The organism is Actinoplanes sp. CA-051413, from assembly GCF_050955795.1.
Classification (GTDB): domain Bacteria; phylum Actinomycetota; class Actinomycetes; order Mycobacteriales; family Micromonosporaceae; genus Actinoplanes.
On record NZ_CP192100.1, the window covers coordinates 7,615,371 to 7,640,963 of the forward strand.

Annotated in this window: 28 protein-coding genes and 1 tRNA gene; 15 read left to right on the plus strand and 14 right to left on the minus strand. The window is 72.1% G+C overall.

Annotated elements, in window-relative coordinates; genetic code table 11:
• The first annotated feature begins 43 nt into the window (after window positions 1-43).
• Window positions 44-1,033 carry an EamA family transporter gene (locus tag ACQP2Y_RS35855; protein WP_433720526.1) on the plus strand — a complete coding sequence of 330 codons (990 nt, stop codon included), beginning with the start codon at window positions 44-46 and terminating at the stop codon, window positions 1,031-1,033.
• Between the two features lie 66 nt (window positions 1,034-1,099).
• Here the strand turns inward: ACQP2Y_RS35855 and ACQP2Y_RS35860 are convergent, their stop codons facing one another.
• Entirely contained in the window at window positions 1,100-2,680 is a 1,581-nt protein-coding gene (locus tag ACQP2Y_RS35860; RefSeq protein WP_433720528.1) for a DHA2 family efflux MFS transporter permease subunit, read from the minus strand.
• Between the two features lie 247 nt (window positions 2,681-2,927).
• Between ACQP2Y_RS35860 and ACQP2Y_RS35865 the strand changes: the two genes are divergently transcribed.
• Window positions 2,928-3,179 (plus strand): hypothetical protein, encoded by a 252-nt coding sequence (locus ACQP2Y_RS35865; RefSeq protein WP_433720530.1) that lies wholly within the window; start codon window positions 2,928-2,930, stop codon window positions 3,177-3,179.
• A 73-nt stretch (window positions 3,180-3,252) separates the two neighbouring features.
• A complete protein-coding gene (locus ACQP2Y_RS35870) occupies window positions 3,253-3,537 on the plus strand; it encodes a hypothetical protein (RefSeq protein WP_433720531.1) in 285 nt (94 codons plus the stop codon).
• Here ACQP2Y_RS35870 and ACQP2Y_RS35875 read toward each other — a convergent pair.
• The 3 genes from ACQP2Y_RS35875 to ACQP2Y_RS35885 all read right to left on the minus strand — a co-directional run bounded on the left by ACQP2Y_RS35875 (window position 3,534) and on the right by ACQP2Y_RS35885 (window position 5,930).
• Window positions 3,534-3,938, minus strand: a complete 405-nt coding sequence (locus ACQP2Y_RS35875) for a DUF6223 family protein (RefSeq protein ID WP_433720532.1) — start codon at window positions 3,936-3,938, stop codon at window positions 3,534-3,536. The genes ACQP2Y_RS35870 and ACQP2Y_RS35875 overlap by 4 nt on opposite strands.
• A gap of 204 nt (window positions 3,939-4,142) precedes the next feature.
• Window positions 4,143-4,913: an isocitrate lyase/PEP mutase family protein gene (locus ACQP2Y_RS35880; protein WP_433720533.1), complete on the minus strand. Its 771-nt coding sequence runs from the start codon at window positions 4,911-4,913 to the stop codon at window positions 4,143-4,145.
• 21 nt (window positions 4,914-4,934) lie between these two features.
• A complete protein-coding gene (locus ACQP2Y_RS35885) occupies window positions 4,935-5,930 on the minus strand; it encodes an RNA polymerase subunit sigma-70 (RefSeq protein WP_433720534.1) in 996 nt (331 codons plus the stop codon).
• A gap of 183 nt (window positions 5,931-6,113) precedes the next feature.
• Between ACQP2Y_RS35885 and ACQP2Y_RS35890 the strand changes: the two genes are divergently transcribed.
• Window positions 6,114-7,145 carry a lytic polysaccharide monooxygenase auxiliary activity family 9 protein gene (locus ACQP2Y_RS35890; RefSeq protein WP_433720535.1) on the plus strand — a complete coding sequence of 344 codons (1,032 nt, stop codon included), beginning with the start codon at window positions 6,114-6,116 and terminating at the stop codon, window positions 7,143-7,145.
• A 76-nt stretch (window positions 7,146-7,221) separates the two neighbouring features.
• Here the strand turns inward: ACQP2Y_RS35890 and ACQP2Y_RS35895 are convergent, their stop codons facing one another.
• The 4 genes from ACQP2Y_RS35895 to ACQP2Y_RS35910 all read right to left on the minus strand — a co-directional run bounded on the left by ACQP2Y_RS35895 (window position 7,222) and on the right by ACQP2Y_RS35910 (window position 9,096).
• Window positions 7,222-7,587, minus strand: coding sequence for a hypothetical protein (locus tag ACQP2Y_RS35895; protein WP_433720536.1), 366 nt, complete (start codon window positions 7,585-7,587; stop codon window positions 7,222-7,224).
• 1 nt (window position 7,588) lies between these two features.
• Entirely contained in the window at window positions 7,589-8,074 is a 486-nt protein-coding gene (locus ACQP2Y_RS35900; RefSeq protein ID WP_433720538.1) for a peptidoglycan-binding domain-containing protein, read from the minus strand.
• Between the two features lie 464 nt (window positions 8,075-8,538).
• Window positions 8,539-8,610, minus strand: a tRNA-Val gene (locus tag ACQP2Y_RS35905).
• A gap of 60 nt (window positions 8,611-8,670) precedes the next feature.
• The gene (locus ACQP2Y_RS35910) at window positions 8,671-9,096 is read right to left on the minus strand and encodes a TIGR02611 family protein (protein ID WP_433720540.1); all 426 of its coding nucleotides are present in this window, start codon (window positions 9,094-9,096) and stop codon (window positions 8,671-8,673) included.
• A gap of 317 nt (window positions 9,097-9,413) precedes the next feature.
• Here ACQP2Y_RS35910 and ACQP2Y_RS35915 point away from each other — a divergent pair, with 317 nt between their 5' ends.
• From ACQP2Y_RS35915 to ACQP2Y_RS35930, 4 genes are all read left to right on the plus strand, one after another.
• Window positions 9,414-9,845 (plus strand): SsgA family sporulation/cell division regulator, encoded by a 432-nt coding sequence (locus ACQP2Y_RS35915; RefSeq protein ID WP_014446635.1) that lies wholly within the window; start codon window positions 9,414-9,416, stop codon window positions 9,843-9,845.
• A gap of 245 nt (window positions 9,846-10,090) precedes the next feature.
• Window positions 10,091-11,023, plus strand: coding sequence for a helix-turn-helix domain-containing protein (locus ACQP2Y_RS35920; RefSeq protein WP_360553077.1), 933 nt, complete (start codon window positions 10,091-10,093; stop codon window positions 11,021-11,023).
• Between the two features lie 72 nt (window positions 11,024-11,095).
• Window positions 11,096-11,551, plus strand: coding sequence for an RrF2 family transcriptional regulator (locus ACQP2Y_RS35925; RefSeq protein ID WP_212988814.1), 456 nt, complete (start codon window positions 11,096-11,098; stop codon window positions 11,549-11,551).
• Window positions 11,552-11,618: 67 nt separating this feature from the next.
• Complete coding sequence (locus ACQP2Y_RS35930) at window positions 11,619-11,792, plus strand: DUF4236 domain-containing protein (RefSeq protein WP_212988815.1); 174 nt, start codon at window positions 11,619-11,621, stop codon at window positions 11,790-11,792.
• Between the two features lie 15 nt (window positions 11,793-11,807).
• On the opposite strand, the gene ACQP2Y_RS35935 is transcribed toward ACQP2Y_RS35930, so the two are convergent.
• The gene (locus tag ACQP2Y_RS35935; protein WP_433720544.1) at window positions 11,808-12,728 is read right to left on the minus strand and encodes a hypothetical protein; all 921 of its coding nucleotides are present in this window, start codon (window positions 12,726-12,728) and stop codon (window positions 11,808-11,810) included.
• A gap of 96 nt (window positions 12,729-12,824) precedes the next feature.
• Here ACQP2Y_RS35935 and ACQP2Y_RS35940 point away from each other — a divergent pair, with 96 nt between their 5' ends.
• Together ACQP2Y_RS35940 and ACQP2Y_RS35945 are read left to right on the plus strand one after the other, a co-directional pair.
• Entirely contained in the window at window positions 12,825-14,807 is a 1,983-nt protein-coding gene (locus ACQP2Y_RS35940) for a tetratricopeptide repeat protein (RefSeq protein WP_433720546.1), read from the plus strand.
• A gap of 105 nt (window positions 14,808-14,912) precedes the next feature.
• Complete coding sequence (locus tag ACQP2Y_RS35945) at window positions 14,913-16,499, plus strand: diguanylate cyclase (RefSeq protein WP_433720548.1); 1,587 nt, start codon at window positions 14,913-14,915, stop codon at window positions 16,497-16,499.
• Here ACQP2Y_RS35945 and ACQP2Y_RS35950 read toward each other — a convergent pair.
• From ACQP2Y_RS35950 to ACQP2Y_RS35965, 4 genes are read right to left on the minus strand one after another with little or no spacing between them, the layout of a single operon-like run.
• Entirely contained in the window at window positions 16,494-17,273 is a 780-nt protein-coding gene (locus tag ACQP2Y_RS35950; RefSeq protein WP_433720550.1) for an endonuclease/exonuclease/phosphatase family protein, read from the minus strand. The two genes, ACQP2Y_RS35945 and ACQP2Y_RS35950, sit on opposite strands and share 6 nt — an antisense overlap.
• Window positions 17,270-18,796, minus strand: a complete 1,527-nt coding sequence (locus ACQP2Y_RS35955; protein ID WP_433720551.1) for a phosphatase PAP2 family protein — start codon at window positions 18,794-18,796, stop codon at window positions 17,270-17,272. Before ACQP2Y_RS35955 ends, ACQP2Y_RS35950 begins: the two co-directional genes overlap by 4 nt.
• A 46-nt stretch (window positions 18,797-18,842) precedes the next feature.
• Window positions 18,843-19,916, minus strand: coding sequence for a YihY/virulence factor BrkB family protein (locus tag ACQP2Y_RS35960; protein WP_433720553.1), 1,074 nt, complete (start codon window positions 19,914-19,916; stop codon window positions 18,843-18,845).
• Window positions 19,913-20,884 (minus strand): diacylglycerol/lipid kinase family protein, encoded by a 972-nt coding sequence (locus tag ACQP2Y_RS35965; RefSeq protein ID WP_433720554.1) that lies wholly within the window; start codon window positions 20,882-20,884, stop codon window positions 19,913-19,915. Before ACQP2Y_RS35965 ends, ACQP2Y_RS35960 begins: the two co-directional genes overlap by 4 nt.
• A 105-nt stretch (window positions 20,885-20,989) precedes the next feature.
• Between ACQP2Y_RS35965 and ACQP2Y_RS35970 the strand changes: the two genes are divergently transcribed.
• The 4 genes from ACQP2Y_RS35970 to ACQP2Y_RS35985 are packed head-to-tail and all read left to right on the plus strand — an operon-like array spanning window position 20,990 to window position 23,689.
• Complete coding sequence (locus ACQP2Y_RS35970; protein ID WP_433720556.1) at window positions 20,990-21,823, plus strand: YndJ family protein; 834 nt, start codon at window positions 20,990-20,992, stop codon at window positions 21,821-21,823.
• Complete coding sequence (locus ACQP2Y_RS35975) at window positions 21,820-22,326, plus strand: DUF1990 family protein (RefSeq protein WP_433720557.1); 507 nt, start codon at window positions 21,820-21,822, stop codon at window positions 22,324-22,326. Before ACQP2Y_RS35970 ends, ACQP2Y_RS35975 begins: the two co-directional genes overlap by 4 nt.
• Window positions 22,323-23,099 (plus strand): MBL fold metallo-hydrolase, encoded by a 777-nt coding sequence (locus ACQP2Y_RS35980; RefSeq protein WP_433720558.1) that lies wholly within the window; start codon window positions 22,323-22,325, stop codon window positions 23,097-23,099. The genes ACQP2Y_RS35975 and ACQP2Y_RS35980 overlap by 4 nt, the downstream gene beginning before the upstream one ends.
• Window positions 23,096-23,689 (plus strand): DedA family protein, encoded by a 594-nt coding sequence (locus ACQP2Y_RS35985; RefSeq protein ID WP_433720560.1) that lies wholly within the window; start codon window positions 23,096-23,098, stop codon window positions 23,687-23,689. The genes ACQP2Y_RS35980 and ACQP2Y_RS35985 overlap by 4 nt, the downstream gene beginning before the upstream one ends.
• Here ACQP2Y_RS35985 and ACQP2Y_RS35990 read toward each other — a convergent pair.
• A complete protein-coding gene (locus ACQP2Y_RS35990; protein WP_433720561.1) occupies window positions 23,686-24,618 on the minus strand; it encodes a serine hydrolase in 933 nt (310 codons plus the stop codon). The genes ACQP2Y_RS35985 and ACQP2Y_RS35990 overlap by 4 nt on opposite strands.
• A gap of 101 nt (window positions 24,619-24,719) precedes the next feature.
• Here ACQP2Y_RS35990 and ACQP2Y_RS35995 point away from each other — a divergent pair, with 101 nt between their 5' ends.
• On the plus strand, window positions 24,720-25,457 hold the full coding sequence (locus ACQP2Y_RS35995) for a hypothetical protein (RefSeq protein WP_433720562.1): 738 nt from the start codon (window positions 24,720-24,722) through the stop codon (window positions 25,455-25,457).
• The last annotated feature ends 136 nt before the right edge of the window (window positions 25,458-25,593 follow it).

Consider the following 25,593-nt stretch of genomic DNA (forward strand, 5'->3'; position numbering starts at 1 on the left):
CCAATTTAGCCCATGACAGACTGGCCGAGCCCGGGGAGCCGCCATGAAAACGCCGTCGATGTCCACGGGCCTGATCGCCGCCCTGATCTCCTGCGTCTCGTTCAGCACGTCCGGCGCCTTCATCAAGCCCATGCTGGAGGCGGGCTGGTCACCAGTCGCGGCCGTCACCGCCCGGGCGCTCACCGCGGGTCTCGTCCTGCTGCCGTTCGTGCTCTTCTCACTGCGCGGCAGATGGGCGGCACTGTGGCGGGCACGCTGGCGCGTGCTGGGCATGGGCCTGGTCGGCGTGGCATTCACCCAGGCCGCCTACTTCGCCGCCATCCAGCGCATCCCGGTAGCAACGGCCCTGCTGATCGAATACCTGGCGCCGCTGCTGCTGGTCGCGTTCGCCTGGGCGACCACCCGGCGGATGCCCCGGGCCACGGTCCTGCTGGGTTCGGTGCTCGCGGTCGGCGGCCTGGTCCTGGTGATCGGCCCCGGCGCCCTGCAAGCGGTCGACCCGATCGGCCTGGCCATCGCCTTCAGCGCGGCGATCGGCTGCGCGGCGTACTTCGCCATCGCCGCCCGCCCCGCCGACGGCCTGCCCCCGGTGGCCCTGGCCGGCTCGGGCCTGCTGCTGGCCGGCGTCGTCCTGGCGCTGATCAGCACAACCGGCCTGCTGCCGTTCACGGCAACCTACGGCGACCTGTCACTGTTCGACACCACCGTGCCGTGGTGGGCGCCGCTGCTGGTGGTCGCGGTCATCGGCACGGCCGTGGCGTACGCGTCAGGAATCGCCGCCTCGGCCATCCTCGGCTCCCGGCTGGCGTCGTTCATCGGGCTGCTCGAAGTGGTGTCGGCGTCCATGTTCGCGTGGCTGCTGCTGGGCGAGAAGCTGACGCCGCTGCAGTTCGTGGGCGGGGCGTTGATCCTGGGCGGGATCGCGGCGGTCCGGATGGAAGGCTCGGCGCCGTCAGACGCTGCTGAGGTGCCCGACGCTGCCGGCGCACCCGATGATGCGCAGCCTGCCGATCTGACTGCCGGCCGGATCTGAATCCCCGCAGCTCGACGTGCAGAGCCGCGAAGCGGCGGGCTGGGAACAGCCCGCCGCATCACTACCTCAGTGGATCATCACCGGCGTGTCGAGGCGGCCGTCGCCCTCCTCGGCCGGCCCGCCCAGCTTCGCCGGCTGGCGCTTGCGGGGCAGGAACGCGATCGGGATGAACGTCAGCAGCACGAGCCCGAAGCCCACCCAGAACGTGGTCGCGAACGAGTCGGCCACGAACTCCAGGCCGCGCTGGATGACCGACGGTTCGACCGGCATCTGCTGGCCGTGCTGGCTGGCGATCGCCGCCCCGGCCTCGGTGATCGGCTCGCCGGTGCGCGGGTTGTTCAGGCCGGGGATCGGCTCCGAGCCGTTGAGCCGGCTGGTCAGGATCACCGACATGATCGCGGAGCCGATCGAGCCGCCGATCTGCTGGAGGATGTTCACCAGGGTGGAGCCGCGCGCCACTTCCTGGCTGGTCAGCGTGCGCAATGCCGACGTCATGATCGGCATCATCGTGCCGCCCATGCCGAGGCCCATCACGAACAGGGAACCGCACAGCAGCCAGTACGACGTGTCCGTGCCGACCTGGGTGAACGTGAAGAAACCGGCGGCGATGAGGGCCATCGCGAACGGCACCGTACGGCCCACCGGGATCTTGTCGGCCAGGGTGCCGGCGATCGGCATCGTGAGCATCGCGCCGATGCCCTGCGGCGCCATCAGCAGGCCCGCGTTCAGCGTGGATTCGCCGCGCACCTGCAGGAAGTAGCTCGGGAACAGCAGGCCGGCGCCCATGAACGCGATGATGAACACGAACAGCGAGATCGACGAGACGGTCAGGTTGCGGTTGCGGAACAGCCGCAGGTCGAGCAGCGGGTGCTTCGGCTTGAACGAGTACAGCACGAAGCCGATCACCAGCAGGGCGCCGACCAGCATCGTGGACCAGACCTTGGTGGCCGTGATCGTGCCGGTCTCCGGCAGCGACGAGACGCCGTACAGGAAAAGCGCCAGACCCGGCGACAGCATCAGCATGCCGACGAAGTCGAACGACTCCGACGACTCGGCGTTGTCCTTGGGCAGCGCGAAGAACGCGTAGACGAGCGCGATCGCGCCGATCGGCAGGTTGATCAGGAAGACCCAGTGCCAGCTGGCCGCCTCGATCAGCCAGCCGCCCAGGATCGGGCCGCCGATCGGGCCGAGCAGCATCGGGATGCCGAGGACGGCCATCAGCCGGCCGATGCGTTCCGGGCCGGCGGCCCGGGTCATGATCGTCATGCCGAGCGGCATGAGCATGCCGCCGCCGAGGCCCTGGAGCACCCGGTACGCGACGAGCTGCTCGATCGAGTCGGCGGTGGCGCAGAGCACCGAGCCGAGCGTGAACAGCAGCAGCGCGAGCATGTAGAGCCGTTTGGTGCCGAACCGGTCGGCGGCCCAGCCACTGAGCGGGATCACCGTGGCGAGCGCCAGGGTGTAGCCGGTCATGGTCCAGGCGACCTGGGCGTACGTGGCGTCGAACTCGGTCTGGAAGGTCGGCAGCGCCACACTGACGACGGTGATGTCGAGGATCGACATGATGGCACCGAGGACCACCACGCCGGCGATCTTCAGCACGGCGGCGTCCAGCCTGTTGGGCGGCGCGGCGGCTTGACCAGTCACGGAGAGCTCCAGGTTGTGTCGGGCAGTGCGGCCGGCGTCAACGTGCTGCACGTCGGGGCGCGGGCCGTGCGCAAAGCGACGATGGTGCCACTGTCCCCGGCGGCCGGCATCCGCTTTTCCGGACCGGGTCCGAGCTACCGGGGTTATTCTGCCCTGTGGCGCCCCGGCGGGCGGGGAAGTCGTGCTACTTGAATACGTGAAGCCCGCCACGTCTTCACATTTGCCGGCCCGGTCTACCGTCGGCCTGGTGAGCGGCTACATCGCGGGCGGAATCGCCATCGGTACGGCACTGCTGATCGCGGCGCTCGTCATCCGGCGCGGCCGGGCCCGCCGGGGGCGCGATCAGCTCCTGCGCCGTGCGGCCCGCGCCACCGGGCAGATCCACCGCGACGCCCGGCGCGCGCGGCGGGAGACCATCCGTGGCACGGGCACCGGGGTGAACAGCCGACCGAACAGCGCGGCCATGCTGGGAAACGACGGACCTGTCGGCCTGCCCTGAGCCCTCGGCAGCACTACGGTCAGCGTGGCGTCGCCGGCCATCAGGGCCGGCGACCGACATCGGGGTGGCGTGCATGGCGACCGAGTTCGCGCTCGACAACGAGATCATGGTCCTGGACGGCCGGGTGCTGGAGATCTTCCACAGCGGCACCGAGGAGAGCCTGCGGCTGCACGTGGCGCATCTGCGGATCAGCGCGACCCCGAACGGTGACGGCTTCAAGGTGCGCCTGGGGCGGGCGTACGGCGAGGACGACATCATGGGCGGGCGCCGGTGGAAGATGACCGCCGAGCAGTTCGCCGGGTTCCGCGCTTTCATCGCGGACGCCATCGCGGCCCGGGACCGCGGGCCCGGGCATTAACCGGACGGAGGCCGACCCGTACGGCGGGAGCGAACCATCGCGAGCCCACCGAGGACAACGGCGATCAGCCCCACCGCCACCGCCACGATGGCGCCGCCCAGTCCGTTGCCGGTGCCGACACCCCCGTCGGACGTGGCGATGACGACCCCGCCGAGCGCGGCACCGAGCAGCCCGGCCACCAGGGCAACAACGGCTCTGGTGCGACCGGCGGGACGGGTGAGAGCCAGCCAGCCGATGACCACCCCCACCAGTCCCAGCACGGCGCCCGCACTCGCCCCGAGCCGCCCGGAGCTCATGGTGGTGACGTCGGCGGCGATCGGGTGCGCCGCAGCCGGGGCGGCCGGAACGAGAGCCACCAACAGGAACATTCCGGCCCCGGCGATCGATTTCAGCAGCTTCATGACAGCGTCCTTCCGATGTGTCCCGCCCCCGGATTCCGGGTTACGCCCCGATCATGTCGCCGGGCGCGCCGCCGGTCGTCCCGCGGAAGGACGCACTTCAGGCTGCTGTCACCGGCGTACCCGGCTGCTGCGGACGCCGCAGTTGACAGCGATCTACTACCGGCGCGGTAGCTGCCGGCCATGACGATGTGGACGGTGCCCGCGTCAATCGGCCTCGGCGCGCAGGGCGCGGACCGCGGTTGCCATTCCGGCCAGCGCCGCGCGGTAGAAGCTGGGCCCGTACGAGACGCGGGCCACGCCGAGCTTGCGCAGCGTCGCCAGGTCGAGGTGTTCGCCGGTGTTGCCGTTGACCGGGCACGCCAGTTCGGTGACCAGGGTGGCGACGGCGTCCTGGTCGCGTACCCCGATGGGATAGATGCAGTCGGCGCCCGCGTCCCGGTAGAGCGTGCCCCGCCGGATGGTTTCCGCCAGCCGGTCCGGCTGGGGGATGCCGGCGGTGGGCAGGAAGGTGTCGACCCGGGCATTGATGACCAGCGGGACTCCGGCGTCGTCGGCGGCGGACCGGACGGCCGCGAGCCACTCGGCGTGGGCACCGGCTTCCTTCAGCCCGCCGGCCCGGTGGTCGGTGTCCTCCAGGTTGCAGCCGGCGGCGCCGATGTCCAGCAGGCGGTGGACGAGCTCGTGCGGCGGCATGCCGTACCCCGCCTCGGCGTCCACCGTGACCGGGACCGGCACGGTCCGGATGATCCGTTCGGCCGCGGCGAACATCTCCGGCCAGGGCGCACCCTCGCCGTCGGGATAGCCGAGCATGGCCGCGACGGCGTTGCTGGCGGTGGCGACGACCGGGAAGCCGGCCTCGACCACTACGGCGGCACTGGCCGCGTCCCAGGCGTTGGGCAGGACGAGCAGCTCTCCGCTGTGGAGCTCGCGGAGCCGCTGCGCGCGGGCTTGCAGGAGGGACAGATCAGCAGGCATGGGAGTCCTCCGGGTCGGGATTCAGCCGAGGGTGCGCGGCAGGCCGAGGTACGGCGCCACCGTGGCCTCGAAACGGGTGATCTCACAGATGCGGTCCCCGGCGAGGCCGATGACCTCGATGCCCGCGAGGCGGGAGATGCCGGTGACCGGGTCGCGGCGGTACTCGCCCCAGGCGGGCTGGCCGTTGGCGCGTACCGGAATCAAGCGGTCGGTCTGCGGTCGGCGCGCGCCGACCGCCGTGAAGAAGGCCCGCGCGGCCTCCGCGCCGTGATATTCGAACGGCACCGGCGGCATCCGCAACCACACGTCGTCGGTCATCAGCGCAACGAGCCGGTCGACGTCGAAGGCGGTGAACGCCGACACGAACTTGTCGAGCAGCTCACGCTCCTGCGGGCCGTCCGGCGCCGGCGGCGCGGGCCGGTCCGGCCGGGCCTTTGCCATCGTCGCCCGGGCCCGCTTCAGCGCGCTGGTGACGGCGTCCGGCGTGAGACCGAGCAGGTCGGCGGTCTCGGCGGCGCGGTAACCGAGCACGTCGCGCAGCAACAGCACGGCCCGCTGATTGGGCGGCAGCAACTGGACGGCGGTGACGAAGGCCAGCGAGATCGCTTCCCGCGACTCGTAACGGGCCTCGGGCCCGGGGGCCCGGTCGGCGAAACCCTCCAGCAGCGTGTCGGGATACGGCTGCAACCAGAAGACCTCACCCGTACGCGTGGGCTCGGGCACCGCCGCCGGAAGCGCGACGGGCGGCGCGGGCCGGCGCTTCGCGGACCGCAGGTGATTGAGGCAGCGGTTGGACGCGATCCGGTACAGCCAGGTGCGCACGGAGGAACGCTGCTCGAACCCCTCCAGTCCGAGCCAGGCGGCGAGCAGCGTTTCCTGGAGGAGGTCCTCGGAGTCCTGCAAGGAGCCGAGCATCCGGTAGCAGTGCGCCTGCAACTCCGCCCGGTACGGGGCGACCAGCTCGGTGAAGGCGTCATGGTTGCCCGCGCGCGCCCGCCGGATGAGTTCTGCCGTCACGTTGCCCTCGCATTCGTCGTCTTCTCATACAGACACCAGCCGCCGCGGAAAGTGGGCGGACGTCACCGTCATGCCCGGCTGACCGGCCCGGCCCGCCTCCGAATATCGACCCTCGACTATCCCTTCCGGCACTTTCTTGTCATGATGGGAGCGCTCCCACGTCCCCATCCCCGGAGGAAGCGCATGACGTCACGGACCCTTCGCATCGCTGCGGCTGCACTCGTCACCGGCGTGCTGACCGCCGCCGGCGGCGCGCTCACCACTCAATCGGCGAGCGCGCACGGCGCGGTGTCGGACCCCGTCACCCGGGCGTACGACTGCAACCAGCGGTGGCAGAGCCCCAGCGATCCGGGGATGCAGTCGCAGGACCCGATGTGTTACCAGGCGTACCAGGCCGACCCGAACGCCATGTACAACTGGAACGGCCTGTTCCGCGAGGGCGTCGCCGGCCGCCACCAGGCTGCCATCCCCGACGGCACCCTGTGCAGCGGTGGCCTGACCGCGGGCGGCCGGTATGCCGCGCTGGACGTGCCGGGCCGGTGGAACGCCACCAGCAAGCCGAACAGCTTCACCCTGAAACTGAACGACCCGTCCAGCCACGGTGCCGACTACCTGCGGATCTACATCACCAGGCAGGGCTTCGACCCGCTCACCGAGAAACTCACCTGGGGCGCGCTGGAGCTGGTCACCGAGACCGGGCGGCAGGCGCCCAGCCAGACGTACACGGCCCAGGTCAACGCCGGCACCCGCACCGGCCGGCACATCGTCTACACCATCTGGCAGGCCAGCCACCTCGACCAGTCGTACTACGCATGCAGCGACGTCGTGTTCGGCGGCGGAACCGACCCGGGTCCCACCCCCAGCGGGCCCACGCCGACCAGTCCCGCCCCGACCACTCCGGCCCCGACCACTCCCGCGCCGAGCAACCCGGGCCCGACAGGCTGCGACGCAACCATCCGGACGATCAGTCAGTGGCAGGGCGGCTACCAGGCCGAGGGCCAGGTGCGCGCGGGCGCCAACGGCACCCGGGGCTGGGCGGTCTCCTTCACCGCCACGGTCCAGAACGGCTGGAACGCCAGCTTCAGCACCAGCGGATCGTCCACCATCGCCAGCAACGCCGGCCACAACGGCACGCTGGCCGCCAACGGCACGGCGACCTTCGGCTTCCTCGGCACCGGAACGCCACCGGCAACGGCCATCTGCACCGCATCCTGACACCAGGCACCCAGCACATCGCGGTCCCCGCTGCTCATTCCGGCGGGGACCGCGTTGCTCGTCCGGACCTCCAGAATCAGGTCTCGGGCGGCGTGCTCTCGTCCGCGGCCGCCAGCTCGATCCGCTCGGTATGGCTTGCCCCGATGACCTCGATGCCTCGCGTTCCGATGTAGCCGGCCAGGTTGAGCTCGACCACGTACGGGACGATCGCGGGCTGACCGATCGGGGGCATGCAACCGACGACCTCGATGCCCCAGTACTCGGGCTTCTGCACATAGCGCAGCGGATTGAGCGACACCTGCATGTTCGCCAAGGGCTTCTGCCCGGCGACGACGAGCATGGGAGGCGGCGGTGGATAGATCATGAGGGAGACGGCGTCCGCCCGCTCGAAGTCGATGATGCGGCACGACTGGGCCAGGGGCAGGCTCTCTGCTGCGGGCATGTTAATCGCCCGCCACGTACTGAAGGCCCACCACGAATTCGAGCGCCAGCGGCAACGCCATCCAGGTTCGCTGGCCGACGACACCGTCCACCGAAACGCTCGCCCAGCCCTGGAACGCACGCACCGAAGCGTCGGTGTTCGGCCCGAACTGCCCGTCGATCTTCTGCGGCGTCGTTCCCCACAGGCCCGAGGCGCCCGACGTCAGGACCTGCTGGAGGCTGCGGACCACATCACCCTTCGACCCCTGTCTCAGCGTCGGCATCGCATTGCCGTCCGGAAGGGCCTTCCACGTCGCTTGATCGACGACGCCGGTGACCGGCAGACCCTCCGCCGTCTGGAAGTCCCTCGTCGCGGCTTCCGTCTTGGCCCCGAACTTGCCGTCCACGACGAGTGCGGTGTTCGGCGTACGCCGCAGCGCACGCTGCGCCTGACTCACTGTGTCGCCGGTGGCGCCCGGGCCGACCGTCGCCATTCCCTCGTTGGTCATGATGCTCCTCGCCTGGCGGAGTTGTGGTTCCTGCAGGTCGATGCCCAAGGGAGAATCGGCGACGCGGAGCGCGAGAAAGAATGGCCTCGGGTAGCGACGAAGGCCGTCCCATCATCGACGCCCATGGATGACTGGTCAATCGTTCCGCCGACACGGGTGCTGATGGACCCGGATGCCGGTCGTCGACGGGCTGGCCGCGACGCGACGCATCCGGTCCCGCGGCATCGGCGAACTGCCGCAAGGCTCGCCGGCGACGGTGACCGACCGGGAGCGCGAGACCACCGCCCGGGCCGCCCACCACAACGCGCAGCGAAGCGCCCGCGAAGCCCGGCAACCGCATCGCCGGACCCGACTCACAAGGGCGCCCACCGCAACGCGGGGCGTCCGGGGGCTCGGCCCCCGGAGCAGAAATGACGAGTGCCCCCGGTCCGCGCTTTCCGCGGACAGGAGGCACCTGGGACTCGTGGGCGATACTGGGATCGAACCAGTGACCTCTCCGGTGTGAACGGAGCGCTCTCCCGCTGAGCTAATCGCCCTCAACGGAGTCAGACTGTACCGGAACCCGGGCCGGGCGCGCGAACCAGGGTCCCGGCGCGTCAGGCTCCGGTGACGAACTTCCAGATCACCGCGGCCAGGTCGATGCCCATGGTGAGCTTGACCGACAGCCAGACCACGGCCGAGATGAAGATGAAGCCGGCCAGGCCGATCAGGGCGCGCATCGGCAGCGACTGTCTCAGCACCCAGTGGGTCCAGGCCTGGACGTGCTTCTTGGTGAAGTGCAGGAGTCTGCGCGCCCAGGCGAACTCGACGGCCAGGATCGCCAGGCCGAGGATCACGATGGCCCAGCCCGGTCCGGGGAACGGGATCAGCACGATGCCGACCGCCACCACGACGGCGCCCAGGACACCGATGCCGATCTTCAGGGCCAGCCGGCCGGTGGGGTTGGCGCGGATCCGGTCCAGGACCCCCGGAGGTGAGTGTTCCTCGGGTGGGGATTCGGTCAGGGGTTCCGATTGGGACATCTCGTTCACTTTCGCGGCAAAGATCGCGGGCTCCCGGTCATTTCATCCCCCAGTGTTCCCCGCCCCCGTCACTACCCGGGAGGAATGGACGTTACCGGAGTGAGTCAACTGCTGGGCCACCCGACGCCGGGCGAAACCGAGTACATGGGCAGAACAGGTCAAGATACCGTTTAACGCCTCCTCCGGAGAGCTTATCGGAAGCGCCTTCCCACTACTGGGTGAGATCAGCGTATGGCGGAGCGTAATGACAGGGATCACCTGAGTATGGGAAACGCGGGGTTCACCAGCCTCGCAGCGGTGCCGGGGGGAGTTCGTCCATGAGTACCATTCGTCCAACGACCGTCGAGGTCGAAACCTCGCTGCGGCTCGTAGCGCCAGATGCCACGGCTCTGCCCGTGCGCGCCAGTCTGCGGTACGACCCAGCCGACCCGTATGCCGTGCACGTGTTGTTCCACGCGGAATCAGCCGGTGGGGAAGCCGTTAGCTGGTCCTTCGCGCGTGAACTGCTCGTGACCGGGCTCGATGAGCCGGCGGGTATCGGGGACGTCCGGGTGTGGCCGTGGGCCACGCCGCGGGGCGACTTCGTGGCCCTCGCGCTGTCGTCGCCAGACGGCAACGCATTGTTCGAAGTGCCGCGCAGTGTCCTGGTCCGGTTCCTGCGGCGCACCTATGTGGTGGTGCCGCGGGGCCGGGAGTCCGATCACCTGGACGTGGACGCGGCGGTCAACCGGCTGCTCGCCGGTCGATAGCGACAGGAATTACCGGGGCGACCCGCGCGGACTCTGCCGGTCCGCGCGGGTCGCCTTTTTGCCGCCCGGGTCCGGGAAACGGACAGTCGGCGGATTGTCGGCGAATCCCGGGCACAAAGCGAATAGCACGACCGACCGTACTTAATGTCCGATTTGACCCTTGATTTCTGCCCCGTGACACCGATATCAGGCGCGGTCGGCACTCACACGTGCATCGCTGGTCACGGCCCGATACGGTCGGCTCGATGGTCACCTCCACCGCGCGTCCGAGCAGGTCCGCACCCGCCCCGAACTGGGCGGGCGTGGGCACGTGCACGCTGCCCGAGACCGACCTGGCGACGCCGCGCCCGGCACCGCGCCGGTTGCCGTACCACCTGCTCGCGCTGACCACCGCCGGGCACGGCACCGTGGAGATCGACTTCGTCCTGCAGCGCTGCCGGCCCGGCACCCTGCTCTGGATCCGGCCCGGTCAGGCGCTGCGCTTCGGCATCGAGCCGGGACTGGACGCCTCCCTGGTCTCTTGGGACCGGGAACTGCTCTCGGCCGCCGACGTCACCGGCGTACCGGTGGATGATCTGCCCGGGCCGAACCGCTGGCAGCTGGCCGGCGAGGACGAGGACGCGGTGATCACCGAGGTCGCGCAGCTCGGGGTCGACTGCGCCCGGCACACCTCCGGGCCGGTCGCGGCCGCACTGCTGCGTCATCAGCTCGCCGTCCTGCTGCTGCGCATCGCCCTGCTGACCAGCGGCGACGACCGGCGCGCCGGGACCACGAGCGCCGAGAGCCGCACGTTCGCGAGGTTCCGCCGCGAGCTGGAGGACGGCCATCCGCACAGCCGGCGGGTCGAGGACTACGCCGCTTCGCTCGGCTGCTCAGTGCGTACGCTGACCCGGGCCTGCCTGGCAGTCACCGGCCGCACCGCGAAACAGGTCGTCGACGACCGGGTCGCGCTGGAAGCGCGCCGGCTGCTGGCCTGCACCGAGCTGTCGGTGGCGGAGATCGGCCGCCGGCTCGGCTTCGGCGAGCCGACCAACTTCGGGCGGTTCTTCCACCGCGAGGCGGGCCTGAGCCCGGGCGCCTTCCGGGCCGGCGCCGCAGCCGCGATGCCCACCCAGGTGGCCGACGACGTGGCCGACATCGGGGCCCGGGTCCCGGCCCAGCGACTGGCCGCTGACTGAGTGTGATGCCCGAATTCCCATTATTCCCGGGGTGCGCGAGGGTCGCGGGCTTCGACGCGGCATGATGGAGGGGTGCAGATCTCCGCGCGCGGCGACTACGCGGTACGGGCGGCGCTGAGCTTGGCCCACGCCTACCCGGCCCTGATGTCCGCCCAGGCCATTGCCCAGGACCAGAACATGCCTCGGAAGTTCCTCGAGGCAGTGCTGGCCGACCTGCGCCGCGCCGGGGTGGTCAGAGCTCAGCGCGGTGCCGAAGGTGGCTACACCCTGTCACAGAGTCCCCGGGACGTGACGATCGGTCAGATCCTGCGGGCTGTGGACGGTCCACTCGCGGGGGTCCGGGGCCTGCGCCCCGAGGAGACCCAGTATTCGGGGGCGGCGGAAAACCTGCCCAACCTCTGGGTCGCCGTACGCTCCGCGGTCCGCGAGGTGGTCGACGAGGTGAGCCTGGCCGAGCTGATCAGCGGCCGGATGCCGGCCCACGTCCGCAAGCTGACGACCAGGCCCGACGCCTGGCAGCCACGCTGAGGGGTTTGCGGAAATCCACCATCGGGAATCTTCCGGCCACCTGGCTCTCCACGGAAGGACTCCCCCGATGGGCATTCAATACCGCAGTCGCAAGAAGTTCGGGCCGTTCATCCTGAACTTCACGCAGCGCGGATTCTCGTCCTGGTCCATCAAGATCGGCCGCTGGTCCTGGAACTCCAAGGCCAAGGCGCACCGCGTGGACCTGCCCGGCCCGCTGTCGTGGAAGCAGGACAAGTCGTAGCTCGTCGCTGACAGCTCACGCCGCGGCGATCACCACGTCGCCGCCGAGCCTGCCGTGCTCCGGCCGCCGGGTCACCGACCCGGCGGTCAGCAGCGCCTGCAGCACCCGGGTCGCGTCCGCGGCCCGGTAGACGGTCTCGGTCAGCGCGAAGGTCCGCAGGTCGGTCACCGTCGCCTCGCCCCCCGCGGCGAGATGCGCCAGCAGTTCACGCCGCAGCGGCCCGGGATGCGGGCTGAGCGAGATGTCGATGAGGTGGCGCTCGGGATCGCCGGGGTCGCGATAGCGCACCCCCGCGTATTCGTCGACCGCCCAGAGCGCGTCCTTGAAGCCCTCGAGGTTCTTGCCCGACTGGGTGGCGAACACCAGCACCTCCCCCGGCTCCTCGCCGGTCGCCAGCTCCACCGCCGCCACCAGCGGGAAGCCGGCCGCCCTCAGCTCGGCGCGGTAGTCGTCGGCCACGAACCCCGGGGCCGGGACCACGATCACCGCCTCCGCGGGCTTACCCGCAGTCAGCGCCGCGACGGTCGCCGGCTGCGGCGGTCCGCCCGCGGCGGTCGCATCCAGAAAAGCAAGCAGCGGTACGCGACCAGCCCCGACCGCCTTCAACGCCACTGCCAGCCGCGCGTCCGTGCCACCGGACACAGCCTGCACGGTCAGCCCCGCACCCGCGCCGGCCTCCTGCTGGATCGCGGTGAGCCGCGCACCGACCTCGCCGACCTCCTCGCCCAGCGCGAGCATCGTCAGCTCCCGCCCCCGGACCAGGTCGGACTGGTCCACGAAGACCCGCAGCGCGGCCTGCGCCAGCTCGGGCCCGGCATCGGCGTAACCGTGCACATAGGTGGCGCGGCGGGCCCGGTGCAACGCGGCGGGCGCCCACGCCTCGAGGAGGCGGACGAGGATCTCACGCTTGACGTCGGCGACGCTGTCGGCGGTCATGACCTCGTTATACGGCGTCGCGTCCAAGCGCGGCGGGCCGGGTCACCGCAAGCCGGGTCTTGTACCGAGGGTGTCCGAGCAGACACTATGAGGCACGTGGCACCTCCGCTCGCCGACCTCACCGCCCAGGCCCAGATCCTCACCTCCGCGGGCGACCTCGCCGGGGCCAGGGACGTGCTCGCCGACGCGCTGGACCCGGCCGACGCCGACCCGCAGCGCGCCTCCCCCGACCTGGCCCTGGCCGCGGCCCTGCAGGCCCGGATCCTGATCGCCCTCGGGGACCCGCACGCCGCACGCACCTGGGCCGGCTTCGCCCACGCCGCCGAGGAACGCCTGCACGGCCCGCACGACGAACGCACAATCGCGGCGGCGGCGACCCACGCGGCGGTGCTGCACCGGGTGGGCAACCACGGCCGGGCGGCCCAGCTCTACCACGACCTGGTCGCCGAACTGACCGCTGTGGACGGCCGCCTGTCGGCGCGGGTACTGGCCGCCGAGGCCGACCTGGCCACCGCCGAGCACGCGTCCGGGCAGTGCACGGCAGCGCGGAACAGGCTCGCCGACGCCTGGGCCCGGCACAACCAGGCGCACGGCGAGGACGCCCCGGCCGGCATCAAGATGCTGGCCCGGCTGGCGGCGATGGAACGCGAATGCGGCCACGAACGCGACGCGCAACAGCACTTCAGCCGGGCCCAGGAGCTGTGCGCCCGCTACCTGCCGCCGGACCATCCGCTGGGCCGGCAGGTCGCCCGCCTGGCCGGGGCGCAGCCGTCGGGCCGGCACACGTGCGGCCAGGTGCAGCGCTCGACGGGCCCGGCGGCGGACGGCCCGGCGCCGGGCGTCACCCGCGTGCCGGCGAAAACCCCGGAAGTCCATCCGGTACGCCAGGAGCCCCCGGCACCGGGCGACCCGACCGGCCGCCACGCCCGCCCCGAGCCACCGGTCCCCCTCCCCCTGATCTCGCCGGCCCCACCACCCGAGCCCACCCCACCGCCTCAGGCCGCCCTGCCGGTCGACACCGCCCCACCTTCCGAGGTCGCTCCGCCGCCTCAGGCCGATCCGCCGATCGACACCGCTCCACCGCCCGAGGCCGTCGAGCTACCTGACACTTCCCCGCGAGCCGAGACCACCCCATGGGCCGAGACTGCACCACCGCCGGCGGCCGAGGCCGGTCCGCCGCGGCTGGAGGTGACCCCGCCGCCGCAGGCGCACGGTTTCACCCCCCGGCGCCCCGACTCCGCCCCGCTGCAAGACGAAGCGCCCGCCGAGGCCGCACCAGGTGCCTGGGTGACGCCGCCCCCGCCGATCCCGGTCCAGGCGCAGCAGTCCTGGCCCGAGACGGCACCCCAGCCGCACATGGCCATGGCCGCACCGGCCCCGCCGACCCACCGGCCAGCCGAAAAGCCAGCCGAGAGGCCGGTCGAGCAGCCGATCGAGCAGCCAGTCGAGCAGCCGGTCGAGCAACCACGCCAGGGCTGGGCCGTGGAGCCGCCCGGCCCCTGGCCACCGGACTCGTTCCCACCGGCCGCGTACCCGCCCGACACCTATCCGCCCGGCCCGCGGCTCCCACTGGACGAGCCCCCCGCGCCCGGGACGGATCGTCGTCTGCCCGTACCGGTGGAGAAGCGGAACCGGCAGCCCCTGGTCCTCGCCGCCGTGCTCGTGGCCGGCATCGCGGCCGCGGCCGCGATCGTCATCGCGACCTGGCCCCGCGAGGACGCCCAGCCGGCAGCCGGCCCGACCGCCTCGGCCTCCGCACCGGTCTCCGCCGCCCCACCTGCGGCTTCCGCTTCGGCCCGGCCGAGCAACGCCGCCGTCGCGCCCACCCGGGTGACGTTGCAGGACAACCGGGACAGCGTCGCGCTGACCTGGCGGTATCCGAAGGGTTCCGAGGGGCCGGTGCTGATCTCCGGCGGCCGGACCGGGCAGGAGCAGCGGGCGTTCCAGCAGCTGCCCGCCGGCACCACCGACTACGTCGTGTACGGGCTCAACCGGCAGAACAACTACTGCTTCTCCGTGGCCGTCGTCTATACCGTCGACCAGGTCGCGGCTTCCGAGGCGGTGTGCACGAAACGGTAGTGACCGACTTGCAACCCGGCAACACCTCAGCAATCACCGCCCGCGTCCGATCGCAACGGTTGCCGAGGACCCACCGGGGACTCAACGGGGAAAGCGGGAACGCGGGTGACGACGGAGGCGGCAGAGACAGCCGGCGCCGTGGCCGTGAACGAGCGGATGACGCTCGAGGCCACCCTGGCGGAGCTCGAGGACCGTCCGCCGTCGCAGTTCCGTTCGCTGGCGACCCCGGCCGCGCTGATCGAGCGCCGGGCCGACGAGCTCGGCGCCGGGGATCTCGCCATGCGGGCGCGGCTGCTGCGCGCCATGTCGCTGGTCCGGGAGGGCCGGTCCGAGCAGGGCGGCCGGCGCGCCCACCAGGTGCTGGCCTGGGCCCAGCAGCACGACCACCCGTTCCTGCTGGGCCGCGCGCACCGGGTGCTGTCGCTGTTCTACCGGCAGATCGGCGATCTGTCCGAGGGGCTCAGCCACGCGGTGCAGTGCGTCGCCAACCTCACCGACGACGAGCCGCAGAACGTCCGGGCGCTGCACCTGATGCGGCTGGCCGTGGCACTGGACGAGAGCGGCTCGACCGAGGAGGGTGACCGCCGGTTCCGCGAGGCGCTCGCCATCGCCACCGAGATCGGCGACCTCGACCTGACGATGAACATCCTCAACAACATGGCCTACACGGCCTTCGAGAACGGCGACGAGCCCGGCGCCCGGGAGCTGGTCCGGCACATGCACGAGGTCCGGGAACGCGGCGGCCGCGACTTCGGGGCGCTGGAGATCGACACGATCGCCCGGATCGAGATGATGAGCGGCAACTACGACGCGGCCGAGGAGGCTCTGCACGTCATCCTCGACGGCGAGACCTCCGCGCTGCTCAGCCATGAGGGCGACGCCCCGGCGGTCTGCATGCTCACCCTGGCCGAGGCGCGCCGGCTCAGCCGCCGCTACGGGGCAGCCCAGGAGGCCCTGGACGCGGCGGTGGCGCTGGCCGAGGAGCGCGGCCTCGACCGGGTACGGGCCCAGATCCGCGAGGAGCAGGCGGCCCTGTTCGCCGCCACCGGCCGGTATCAGGAGGCCTACGACGAGCACCGCGCCTTCTACGCCGCGGCCAACGCCCTGAACTCGAGGCAGCGGGAGGCGCAGGCGCGGGCGCTGCAGGCGGTCTTCGAGGCCACCGAGGCGCGCCGGGCCAGCGAGCACTTCCGGGAGATGGCCCACCGGGACGCGCTGACCGGCCTGTGGAACCGCCGGTACGTCAACGAGCGGCTGCCCGCCCTGCTCAGTGAGGCCGTCGCGCGGCGCACACCGTTGTCGCTGGCGATTCTCGACCTGGACCACTTCAAGCGGATCAACGACACGCTGTCGCACAGCACCGGCGACACCGTGCTGCAGGAGGTGTCCCGGCTGCTGACCGACACGGTCACCGGCCCGATGATCGCGGCGCGGATCGGTGGCGAGGAGTTCCTGCTGGTGCTGCCGGGCCTGGACGCCGAGGAGGCGGCCGACTGCTGCGAGCGGCTGCGGCTGCGGATCCGGGCGCACGCCTGGGAGCCGGTCACCGGGACGATGCCGGTGACCACGAGCATCGGCGTCACGACCGCGCCGGAGGGCCGGGCGACCCCGTCGACGTTGCTGTCGCTGGCGGACCGCAACCTGTACGTGGCCAAGCGCGAGGGCCGCGACCGTGTGGTGGCGGACCTATAGCTCCAGGTCGACGGCGAGCGGGTAGTGGTCGGAGGCGTACTCGGTCTCGGCGCCGCGCAGCACCCGCGCGTTCGTGGCCCGGGCGGCGATCGGCGGGGCGGCCATCAGGTAGTCCAGCCGCATCCCGGTGGCGGAGAACTCGTGGCCGCCACCGCGGGTCGTGGGCACCGTGTGCCCGTCGCCCGCCCCGGCCCTCGGCCACAGGTCCACGAAGCCCGCGGCGGTGAAGGCCGCGATGGCCCGGGTGTCCGCCGTACCGTCCGGGGTCGTGTGCCGGCGGCGGTACGGCCCGCTGAGGGCCGCCAGCCGCTCGGTGTGGTCGGTGTCCGGGTCCAGGGAGTTGAGATCGCCGGCGAGCAGCACAGGGCCCTTGCCGGGCCGGTGCCGCGCGGCCAGGAAGCGGGCCTCGCGCAGCCGCCGGTACGGCGAGAGCGCGTTGAGGTGCGTGCTGACCACCGTGAGCTGCCCTGCCGTGGTCGGCACCCGGACCGCCGCGGCGGCGTGGTGCAGCCGCCACCGGACGCCGGACCAGTCGACGATCCGCAGCGGCGGCCGGACCAGCACCGCGACGCTCTGCCCGAACACCGAGCGGGCCAGGAACGGCGTCATGCCCAGCGCCCCGGCCACCTCCCGCATCCGCCGGCCCGGGAAGCCGCGCAGCTCCTGCAGCGCCAGGATGTCGGGGCTCTCCCGCCGCAGCAGGCTCACCACGGCGTCCAGCCGGCCGCCGCTGCCCCCGGTCCGGATGTTCCAGGTCAGGAAGCGGACCGTCACCGCACCGCCTCGGGCGTGCCGGCGGGCACCGTCGTCTCGGTCAGGTCGCGGTGCGCGTCGCGTTCGGTGAGCTCGCCGGCGTCGGCCCGGTTGCCCTCGGCCACGTCGGCGTTGGGCCGCAGCACGAAGTAGAGCAGGGTCAGCCAGCAGGCGGCCAGCACGCCGGCGCCGAGGAAGTCGGTCGGGTGGTGCATGCCGCGGTACATCCGGGACAGCGCGACACCGGCCGGCATGATCACCGCGAGGGCCACGAAGACCCAGCGCCACCAGGCCCGGATCCGCGGCACCAGCAGGATGGCGATCGCGGCGTAGAGGCACATGGTGGCGGCGATGTGCCCGGACGGGAACGACGAGGTGGGCATCTGCCCGTCGAGCTGCTCGACCGGCGGGCGGGGGCGGCCCACCGCGGCGGCCGCGGTCAGGAACAGGCTCAGCTCGCCGAACATGGCCAGCACCACGAACAGCACCGGGCGCCAGCGCCGCCACAGGGCCAGCACCAGCGGGCAGAACACCAGCGAGACCAGCAGGATCATGTGGGTGTCGCCGGCCTTGCTCCACAGCCAGCTGAAGTGGTCGAGCGAGGGCGTGCGAAAGGTCTGCAGCCAGCGGTCGAAGCCCACGTCGGCCGACGCGATCCAGGTGCCCCCGGTGTGGTTGGTGACGGCCCAGCCCAGCAGGTAGAGCACGCCGAAGATGAAGACCCAGCCGACGACGAGCTCGGCCGCCTTGGCCCAGGGGTGCGGCAGCAGCTTCTCCTCGTCGGGCGCCGGGGTGACGTCGTGGGCCGCCTCCGGCTCGAGTCCCTCCTCCAGCGGGCGGACGGGCTGGCCGACCTCGCGGCGCCAGAGCCGGAACGCGTACGCGGTCACGCCCAGCCAGGCCGCGCCGAGCAGCCAGCCGGCCAGCACGTCGGAGAGGAAGTGCACGCCGAGCGCGATCCGGGTGACGCCGACGGTCACGATGACCAGCCCGACCAGCGCGATCACCGCCTTGCGCCAGCGCGGCGCCACGGCGGGCAGGAAGACCAGCAGCAGGGCGCCGTACGCGACGAACGAGCCCAGCGCGTGCCCGCTCGGGAAGCTGTTGCCCGGCGCCCCGGACACCGGCACGTCGACGACCGGACGCAGCCGGCCGACCAGCGTCTTGAGGGACGGGTCGAGCAGCAGCGCACCGACGCCGGTCACGACCAGGTACGCCGCCAGACGGGTCCGGCGGCGGATCAGCAGCAGCACGACGGCCACCGACACCAGCCACATCATCACCGGCCGGCCACCGAGGTCGGTCACCGCCTCCAGCACGGTGACCACCGGCGGGTGCGGCGCGACCAGCCCGTTCAGCCCTTCGGCCACGCCCCGGTCGAGGCTCTGCAGGGGTCCCCAGTGCAGCCGAACCAGCAGCAGGAGGAGGCCGAAGCCGAGCCCGACCGCGATGACCGCGAGCAGGCCCAGGACGCTGCGCTCGGTGAAGTGCCGCAACGGCGCCCAGCCGACCCGTTTGTGGATCCTGCCTTCGTCGGTGGACATCGTCGGCTCCTGCTCGTTCGGGGGTCACGCGGTGGTGCGGCGGGACTTACCCTTTCGGCTCGGCGCTCACACCGGGGCCGCGCTGACGGGGCATCTCCCCGTCCGCCGTGTCCCCGTCGGCCGCGTCCGGCGCCGGCGGGTCGAAGTCCTTCAGGTCGGTGTCCGGGCCCGGCTCCCACTGGTCGTGCTGGGCCGGCCGGACCACCCCGACCCGCTGCGCCTCCAGCTGCGCGGCGAAGGACAGCCCGAGGAACAGCGAGATGCCGGTGAGGTTGGCCCAGAGCAGCAGCGCCATGATCGCGGTCAGCGGGCCGTAGGTGGCGCCGAAGCCGTCGCTGACGCGGACGTAGCCGGCCAGCAGCAGGCTGGCCACCCACCACAGGATCGTGGACAGCGTGGCCCCGAACAGCAGCCAGGTCAGCGCGGGCTGGTTGCGCCGCGGCGAGTGCCGGAACAGCAACCCCACCGCGAAGACGATCAGCAGCAGGCTCAGCGGCCAGCGCACCAGATTCCAGGCCGCCATGGCGCCGTCGCCCCAGCCGAACTGCCGGGCCAGGGACTTGCCCGCCGAGTGCCCGGCGACCAGCAGCAGGAAGCCGAAGAGCGCGGGCAGGCCGGCGATCAGCGCCATCACCGCGGCCCGGAAGTACTTGGGCAGGGCGGGACGGTCGCGTTCGACGCCGTAGATGCGGTTGGCGCCGCGTTCGATCTGGGCCATGGCGGTGGTGAGCGCGAACAGCCCGGTGATCAGACCCAGGGCCAGGGCCAGCTCTCCGGCCTCCTCGGTGCGCTCGTCGTCCTCGAGCAGCTCCGTGACCAGCGGCTCGCTGGCGCCCGGGGTCAGCGCGATGACCGTGTCCGCCACCACCTGGCCGCCCTCCTCGACGCCGAGGTCGGTGGCCAGGCCGGACAGGGCGATGAGGAACGGCACGATGGCCAGGCAGAGCTGCAGCGCGAAGGCCCGGGAGTGGCTGAAGCCGTCGCCGTAGCGGAACCGGACGAACGCGTCGCGCAGCAGCGGCCAGCGCCCGTAGTGGCGCAGGGCGAGGAACGCGTCGTCGGCGGAGAGTTCGTCCCCCGGCATCATCTTGGTCTCGGGGACCGGCTCCGTGCTGCTCATGCTTTCTCTTCAGCCGCGGCGCGCACCCCCTCGGCGGCCCGCTTCGCCGCGCTGCTGTCGTACGCCAGGTCGGGGTCGCCGGCGGGCTGCGGCACGCAGAGCAGCAGCGCCCGGTGCCGGACGTGGACCTTGAGGGTCTTGCCCGGGTCGATCAGGTCCCCGTCGAGCTGGCGGGGCTGGGCCCGGTTGCTGAAGATCTCCACCCGCTCGGCGGAATACGTCTCCATCAGCGGCACGCTCTTGCGCCGGCGCACCACGGCCCAGCCGAGCTCGGCCCAGTGCCGCAGGCTGCGCGGGCTCAGGATGGCCACGTCGAGCTTGCCGTCGGCGGGCTCGGCCTCGCTGAGCAGCCGTACGCCGCCCTGCAGCCGGCCCACGTTGCCGACGATCACCGAGCGCGGGCGCCGGGGCATGGGCGCGCCGCCGTCGATGACGATGCGCACCCGCATCGGGCGGTCCCGCAGGTGCTTGGCGGCGCCACCGACGTACGCCAGCCAGCCGATGTGCTTCTTGGCCGTGTCCGAGGTGCCCTCGAGCATCTGCGCGTCGAAGCCCATGCCGGCCATCACGGCGAAGCACTGGTCACCGACGGCGCCGACGTCGATGCGTTTGCGGCCGCCCTCGATCGCCACCTGCACCCCGGTGGCGGCGTCCGTGCCCAGGCCCAGATTCGCCGCGAGCAGGTTGCCCGTGCCCGCGGGCAGCACCGCCAGGGCGACGTCCGTGCCGGCCAGCGCGGTCACCGCGGCCATCACCGTGCCGTCGCCACCGCAGACGAACACCAGCTCGGCGCCGTCCTTGACCGCCTGAGCCGTCTGGCCGCGGCCGGCGTCCTCCGGGGTCGTCTCGTGCCAGGTGGGTTCGGGCCAGCCGACACTCGCGACGCCTTCGCTGACGATGCGGCGCAGCAGGTCGAGGTCGCCGACCTTGACGGGGTTGTAGATCACGGCAGAGCGAGGTCCTGTCACGGCCGTCAGTGTGCAGGACGCACATCACAACGGCGACCCGGGTGCGGGTGCGTTAGAGTGAAATCAGTTACTTGAACGTGTTCAAGAACGAGGGAGGTGAGGTCGGTGCGGGTGCTCGTCAACCTGCTTGTCGCCGTCGGCATGCTGGTGGTCGTGCCGGCCGGGCTGCGGCTGATCCGTGACCCGGCGGTGGCGTTCGCCCGGCGGTGCTGGCCGTTCGGAGCGGTCGCCGGGGCGGTGAGCCTGTGGCTGCCCCGCGGCACGGTGGCCACCAGCCTGGCTACGGTGTACGCGGTCGCGGCGGCCGTGCTGTGTGCGTACGCGCTCAGCCGCCCGGTCCGCCCCCGCCGCGAGTGGCCCACCGAGGCCGCCGTGCTCACCGCCCTGATCAGCCCGGCCATCGCGGCGAGCGCCCTGATCGCCGAGCGGGCCGGCTACCACCTGTTCGGCTTCGAGCTGGGCATTCTCACGCTGACCGTGGCGCACTTCCACTTCGCCGGCTTCGCCGCGGCACTGATCGCCGGGTTGCAAAGCCGCCTGACGCCCGGGCGGGCCGCCGACGCCGCCGCGCTCACCGTCCCGGCCGGGACGCTGCTGGTGCTGCTCGGCTACTTCACCGCTGAGGCGGTCGAGCTGGCCGGGGCGCTCATGCTCACCGCGGGCATGTGGACCGTCGGCTGGCTGACCTGGCGCTACGCGCGCACCGCGCCCGACCGGCTCACCGCGCTGCTGCTGGGCTGCTCGGCCGTCGTACTGGTGGCGTCCATGGCCCTCGCGGTCAGCTGGGCGCTGGGCGAGGCCACCGGGCTGCCGCATCCGTCGCTGGCCTGGATGGCCGCGACGCACGGAGTGGCGAACGCCCTCGGATTCGCGGTCTGCGCCATGGTGGGCCGGCACCGCGCCGGGGCATATCTGGGATCCGAGGAAGGGACGTCATGAGTGAGTTCACCTACGCCGAGGTCGGCGCGACCCGGCACGAGCCGCTGCCCCCGGGCTACCGGCACCTGCACTACCGCACGGAGCTGGACCGCGACGACTTCACCGCGGCGGCCGACGCGATCCTGACCTTCCGCATGCACCGCGCGACCGGGGCCCGGATCCGCGCGACCGCCGACCGCGCCGCGCCCGGCGTCGGCGTCACCGTCGGGCTCGGACCGCTGGTCGTACCGTGCCAGGTGGTGTGGGCCGCGGACGACGGCGACCGGGCCGGCTTCGGCTACGGCACGCGGCCCGGCCACCAGGCCCGCGGCGAGGAGTCCTTCACCGTCGAACGGGACGCCGACGGCCGGGTCTGGTTCGCGGTGACCGCGTTCAGCGTCCCGGCGCGGCTGCCGATGCGGCTGGGCGGTCCGGTCGCGGTGCTGGCCCAGCACGGGTACGCCCGGCTGTGCGGTCGTGCCCTCAGACGGCTCTGTGCCCGGTCCCGTACGGTTGGATCGTGAGCGAAACGAGCGTCACCTGGTGGGGGCACAGCACGATGTGGCTGGCCGACTCCGGGGTCTCCCTGCTCACCGACCCGTTGCTCACCGACCGGCTGATCCACCTGCGCCGGATGGCCGGGCCCACGCCGCGGCTGCCCGGCCCGCCCGACGCGGTGCTGGTGTCGCACCTGCACGCGGACCACTTCCACCTGCCGTCGCTGCGCGCGGTGCCCGGGGAGCCGCTGCTGATCCTGCCGCGCGGCGCCACCGGTTTCGTCGCCAAGGGCCTGGGCCGCGAGTGGGCGCAACGCTGCGTCGAGCTCGAGCCGGGCGAGCAGACCACGGTCGGCGCGGTCACCGTGCGCGCGGTGCCCGCGGCCCACGACGGCGGCCGCGGCCCCTGGTCCAAGCTGCGCTCGGTCGCGATGGGCTTCGTCGTCGAGGGCGCGGCCCGCACCTGGTACGGCGGCGACACCGGCCTGTTCGACGACATGGCGTCGCTGGGCCCGCTGGACCTGGCCCTGGTCCCGGTCGGCGGCTGGGGACCGACCCTCGGCGCGCACGGCCATCTGGATCCGGTCGACGGCGCCGAGGCGCTGCGCCGGGTGAAGGCGGCCTGGGCGGTCCCGGTGCATTACGGCACGTTCTGGCCGGCCGGCATGGGCCGCTTCCGGGCGCACATGTTCCACGACCCGGGCACGGAGTTCGCCCGGCGCGCCGCCGCCGCGGCACCCGACACCCACGTGCGGGTCCTCGCCCAGGGCGAGACGCTCAGTTTCGAGCCGGCCACGTGATCTCCGAGCTCGGAGCCATGGGCTGGCTGGCGCTGGTGGTCGCCTTCGGCGCCATCGTGCCGATCGTCCCCACCGGCGCGGCGGTGAGCGGAGCCGCCGCGCTGGCCTTCCACGACCACCCGCTGCTGATCGTGCTGACCATCGCGGCCGGCGCGACCGGCGCGTACGTGGGCGACCTGGTGATGTACGCGATGTGCCGGGCCGGCGGCGAGCAACTGGCCCGCCGGCTGCGCTGGCTGCGCGACGAGGAGCACCTGGCGGCGGTCAAGGAACGGCTGGAGAAGAGCCAGATCCCGGTGCTGCTGGTCTCCCGGCTGCTGCCCGGCGGCCGGGTGCCGGTGCTGCTGGCGGCGGCGTTCGTGGGCCTGAGCTGGCGCACCTTCGTGGTGGCGAACGTGCCGGCGTGCGCGCTGTGGTCGGCGGTCTACGCGGCCATCGGGGTGGTGGGCGGCTCGATCTTCCCGGAACCGTGGGAGGGCGTGGTCGCGGCGATCCTGCTGGTCCTGATCATCAGCCAGATCGTGAGCCTGATCAGCAAGCGCCGCGCCGCCCGCCAGGCCGATGCCGAGGCGGAAGCCGAGACCGCTTAGTACTTCAGGTGCTGGCGGGTCAGCTTGGCGACCTTCTGCACCAGCGTGATGCCGCCGTCCATGGACTTGTTGTTGTGCGAGAGCACCGCCACCGACACGTCCACGTCGTCGTCCGAGGTCACCCGGCCGACCGTGTTGATCGCCCACAGGCCGCCGTCCGCCGATCGGGTGTCCCAGCCGTTCTTGACCGTGGTGGTCTCGCCGGCCTTGGCCACCGCCGGCACGCCCCAGTCCTGGGCCGCGTCGACCGTGCTCATCAGCGTGAACGCCTGCTTGCGGGAGCCCGCGTCCAGCGGCCCCTTGGTGTCGACCAGCTCGGAGAGCAGCTTCACCTGGTCGTCGACCGTGGTCTTGGTCAGGCCCCAGGCGGTGTTGACCGTGGTCTGCTTCAGGCCCAGCCGCTTGTTGCACTTGCTGACCGACGACACGGCGCCGATCTTGGTGAACAGCGAGGTGGTCGCGTTGTTGTCGCTCAGCCGGATCATCGGCTTGGCCAGAGCCAGCTCACCGGCCGACAGCTTGCGGCCCGCGTCCTGGGCCCGCAGCAGCGCACAGGCGAGCACCTGCACCTTCACGATGCTGGCGGTGTCGTAGCGCTCGGATCCCCGGTACGAATAGCGCTGGCCCGTTTTCTTGTCGAGCACGGCGACGGAGAACTCCGGGGACGTGGCGTCGAGCTTCTTCAGGGCCGCGTCGAGCGCCTTGACGCGCTTGGCGCGCTGCTGGGCGGCGAGCTCTTCCGGGCTGGGGCCGGTCGGGGTCGGCGAGGGTTTCGGTGTCGGGTCGTCACCGAAGGTGAGCGAGCGGGGCAGCACGCCACCGCCGCCGGTGCCGCCGCTGTCGTCGCGCATGCCAAGACCGATCAGGGACGCGCCGCCCACGATCACCAGTGCCGCCATCGCGAAGATCCAGAGCCGGGTTCGTCGCACCCATGCATAGTGCCGTGCCCGGCGCGGGATGCCAAAACCTACTACCGCGTGCTTGATCGCCCTCACGGTTTGTCACTGGCCCCGGCGGGCACAATGGGCTCATGGCCCTGCTCCCGTCACCTGTCGCCCTCGTCCAGCTCACCCGGTACGCGGTCGGTCAGGTGGTGGAGACGGCGGCGTCGGCGGCCACCATCCCGTTCCGCCTGCTCGGCCTGCTCGGGCAGACCGAGCTGCTGGTCAGCCGGATGACCCTGCTGGCCGAGCGGGCCGAGGGCCTGATCGGCCGGGTCGACGGCGTGGTGGGCGACATCGAGCAGACCCTGCGCGACACCAAGGTGATCATGGCCGCGGCGGCGCTGGCCGTCGACGAGGCCACCGCCGTGGCGGCCCGGGCGGCGCTGGTCGTCGACGGCGCCGGCGCGGCCGTGACCGGCGCGTCCGCGCTCGTGAGCGACGCCGGGCGGATCACTGACGCGGCCTCCGGGGTGGTCCAGCAGGCGTCGGCGACCTCGGTCGAGGCCCGCACGCTGCTCGACGGGTACGCACCCGCGCTGCGCCGGGCAGCCCCGCTGGCGGTGCGGTTCATCGAGGAACTGACGCCGGAGGAGGTCACCGCGGCGATCCGGATGATCGACGAGCTGCCGCGGCTGCGCAAGCACCTCACCGAGGATGTGATGCCGCTGCTCGGCAAGCTCGACCAGGTCGGTCCCGATCTGCACTCGCTGCTGGAGGTCACCAACGACCTGCACCTGGCGATCATCGGGCTGCCGGGGCTCAAGATGCTGCGCCGCCGCGGCGAGGAGCGCGTGGCCGAGGACGACGCCACCAACGGCCGCTAGGAACGTCGCCGGCTCCGCAAATGTCGGCAAATCCCCGCTGACCAGCACCTATTCACGTTTGTAAACATTGACGAAACACAGGGTGACGGTTAATCTCGCGGCACCGTGAGAGCGCTCTCACACTCGCCCGTGGTCC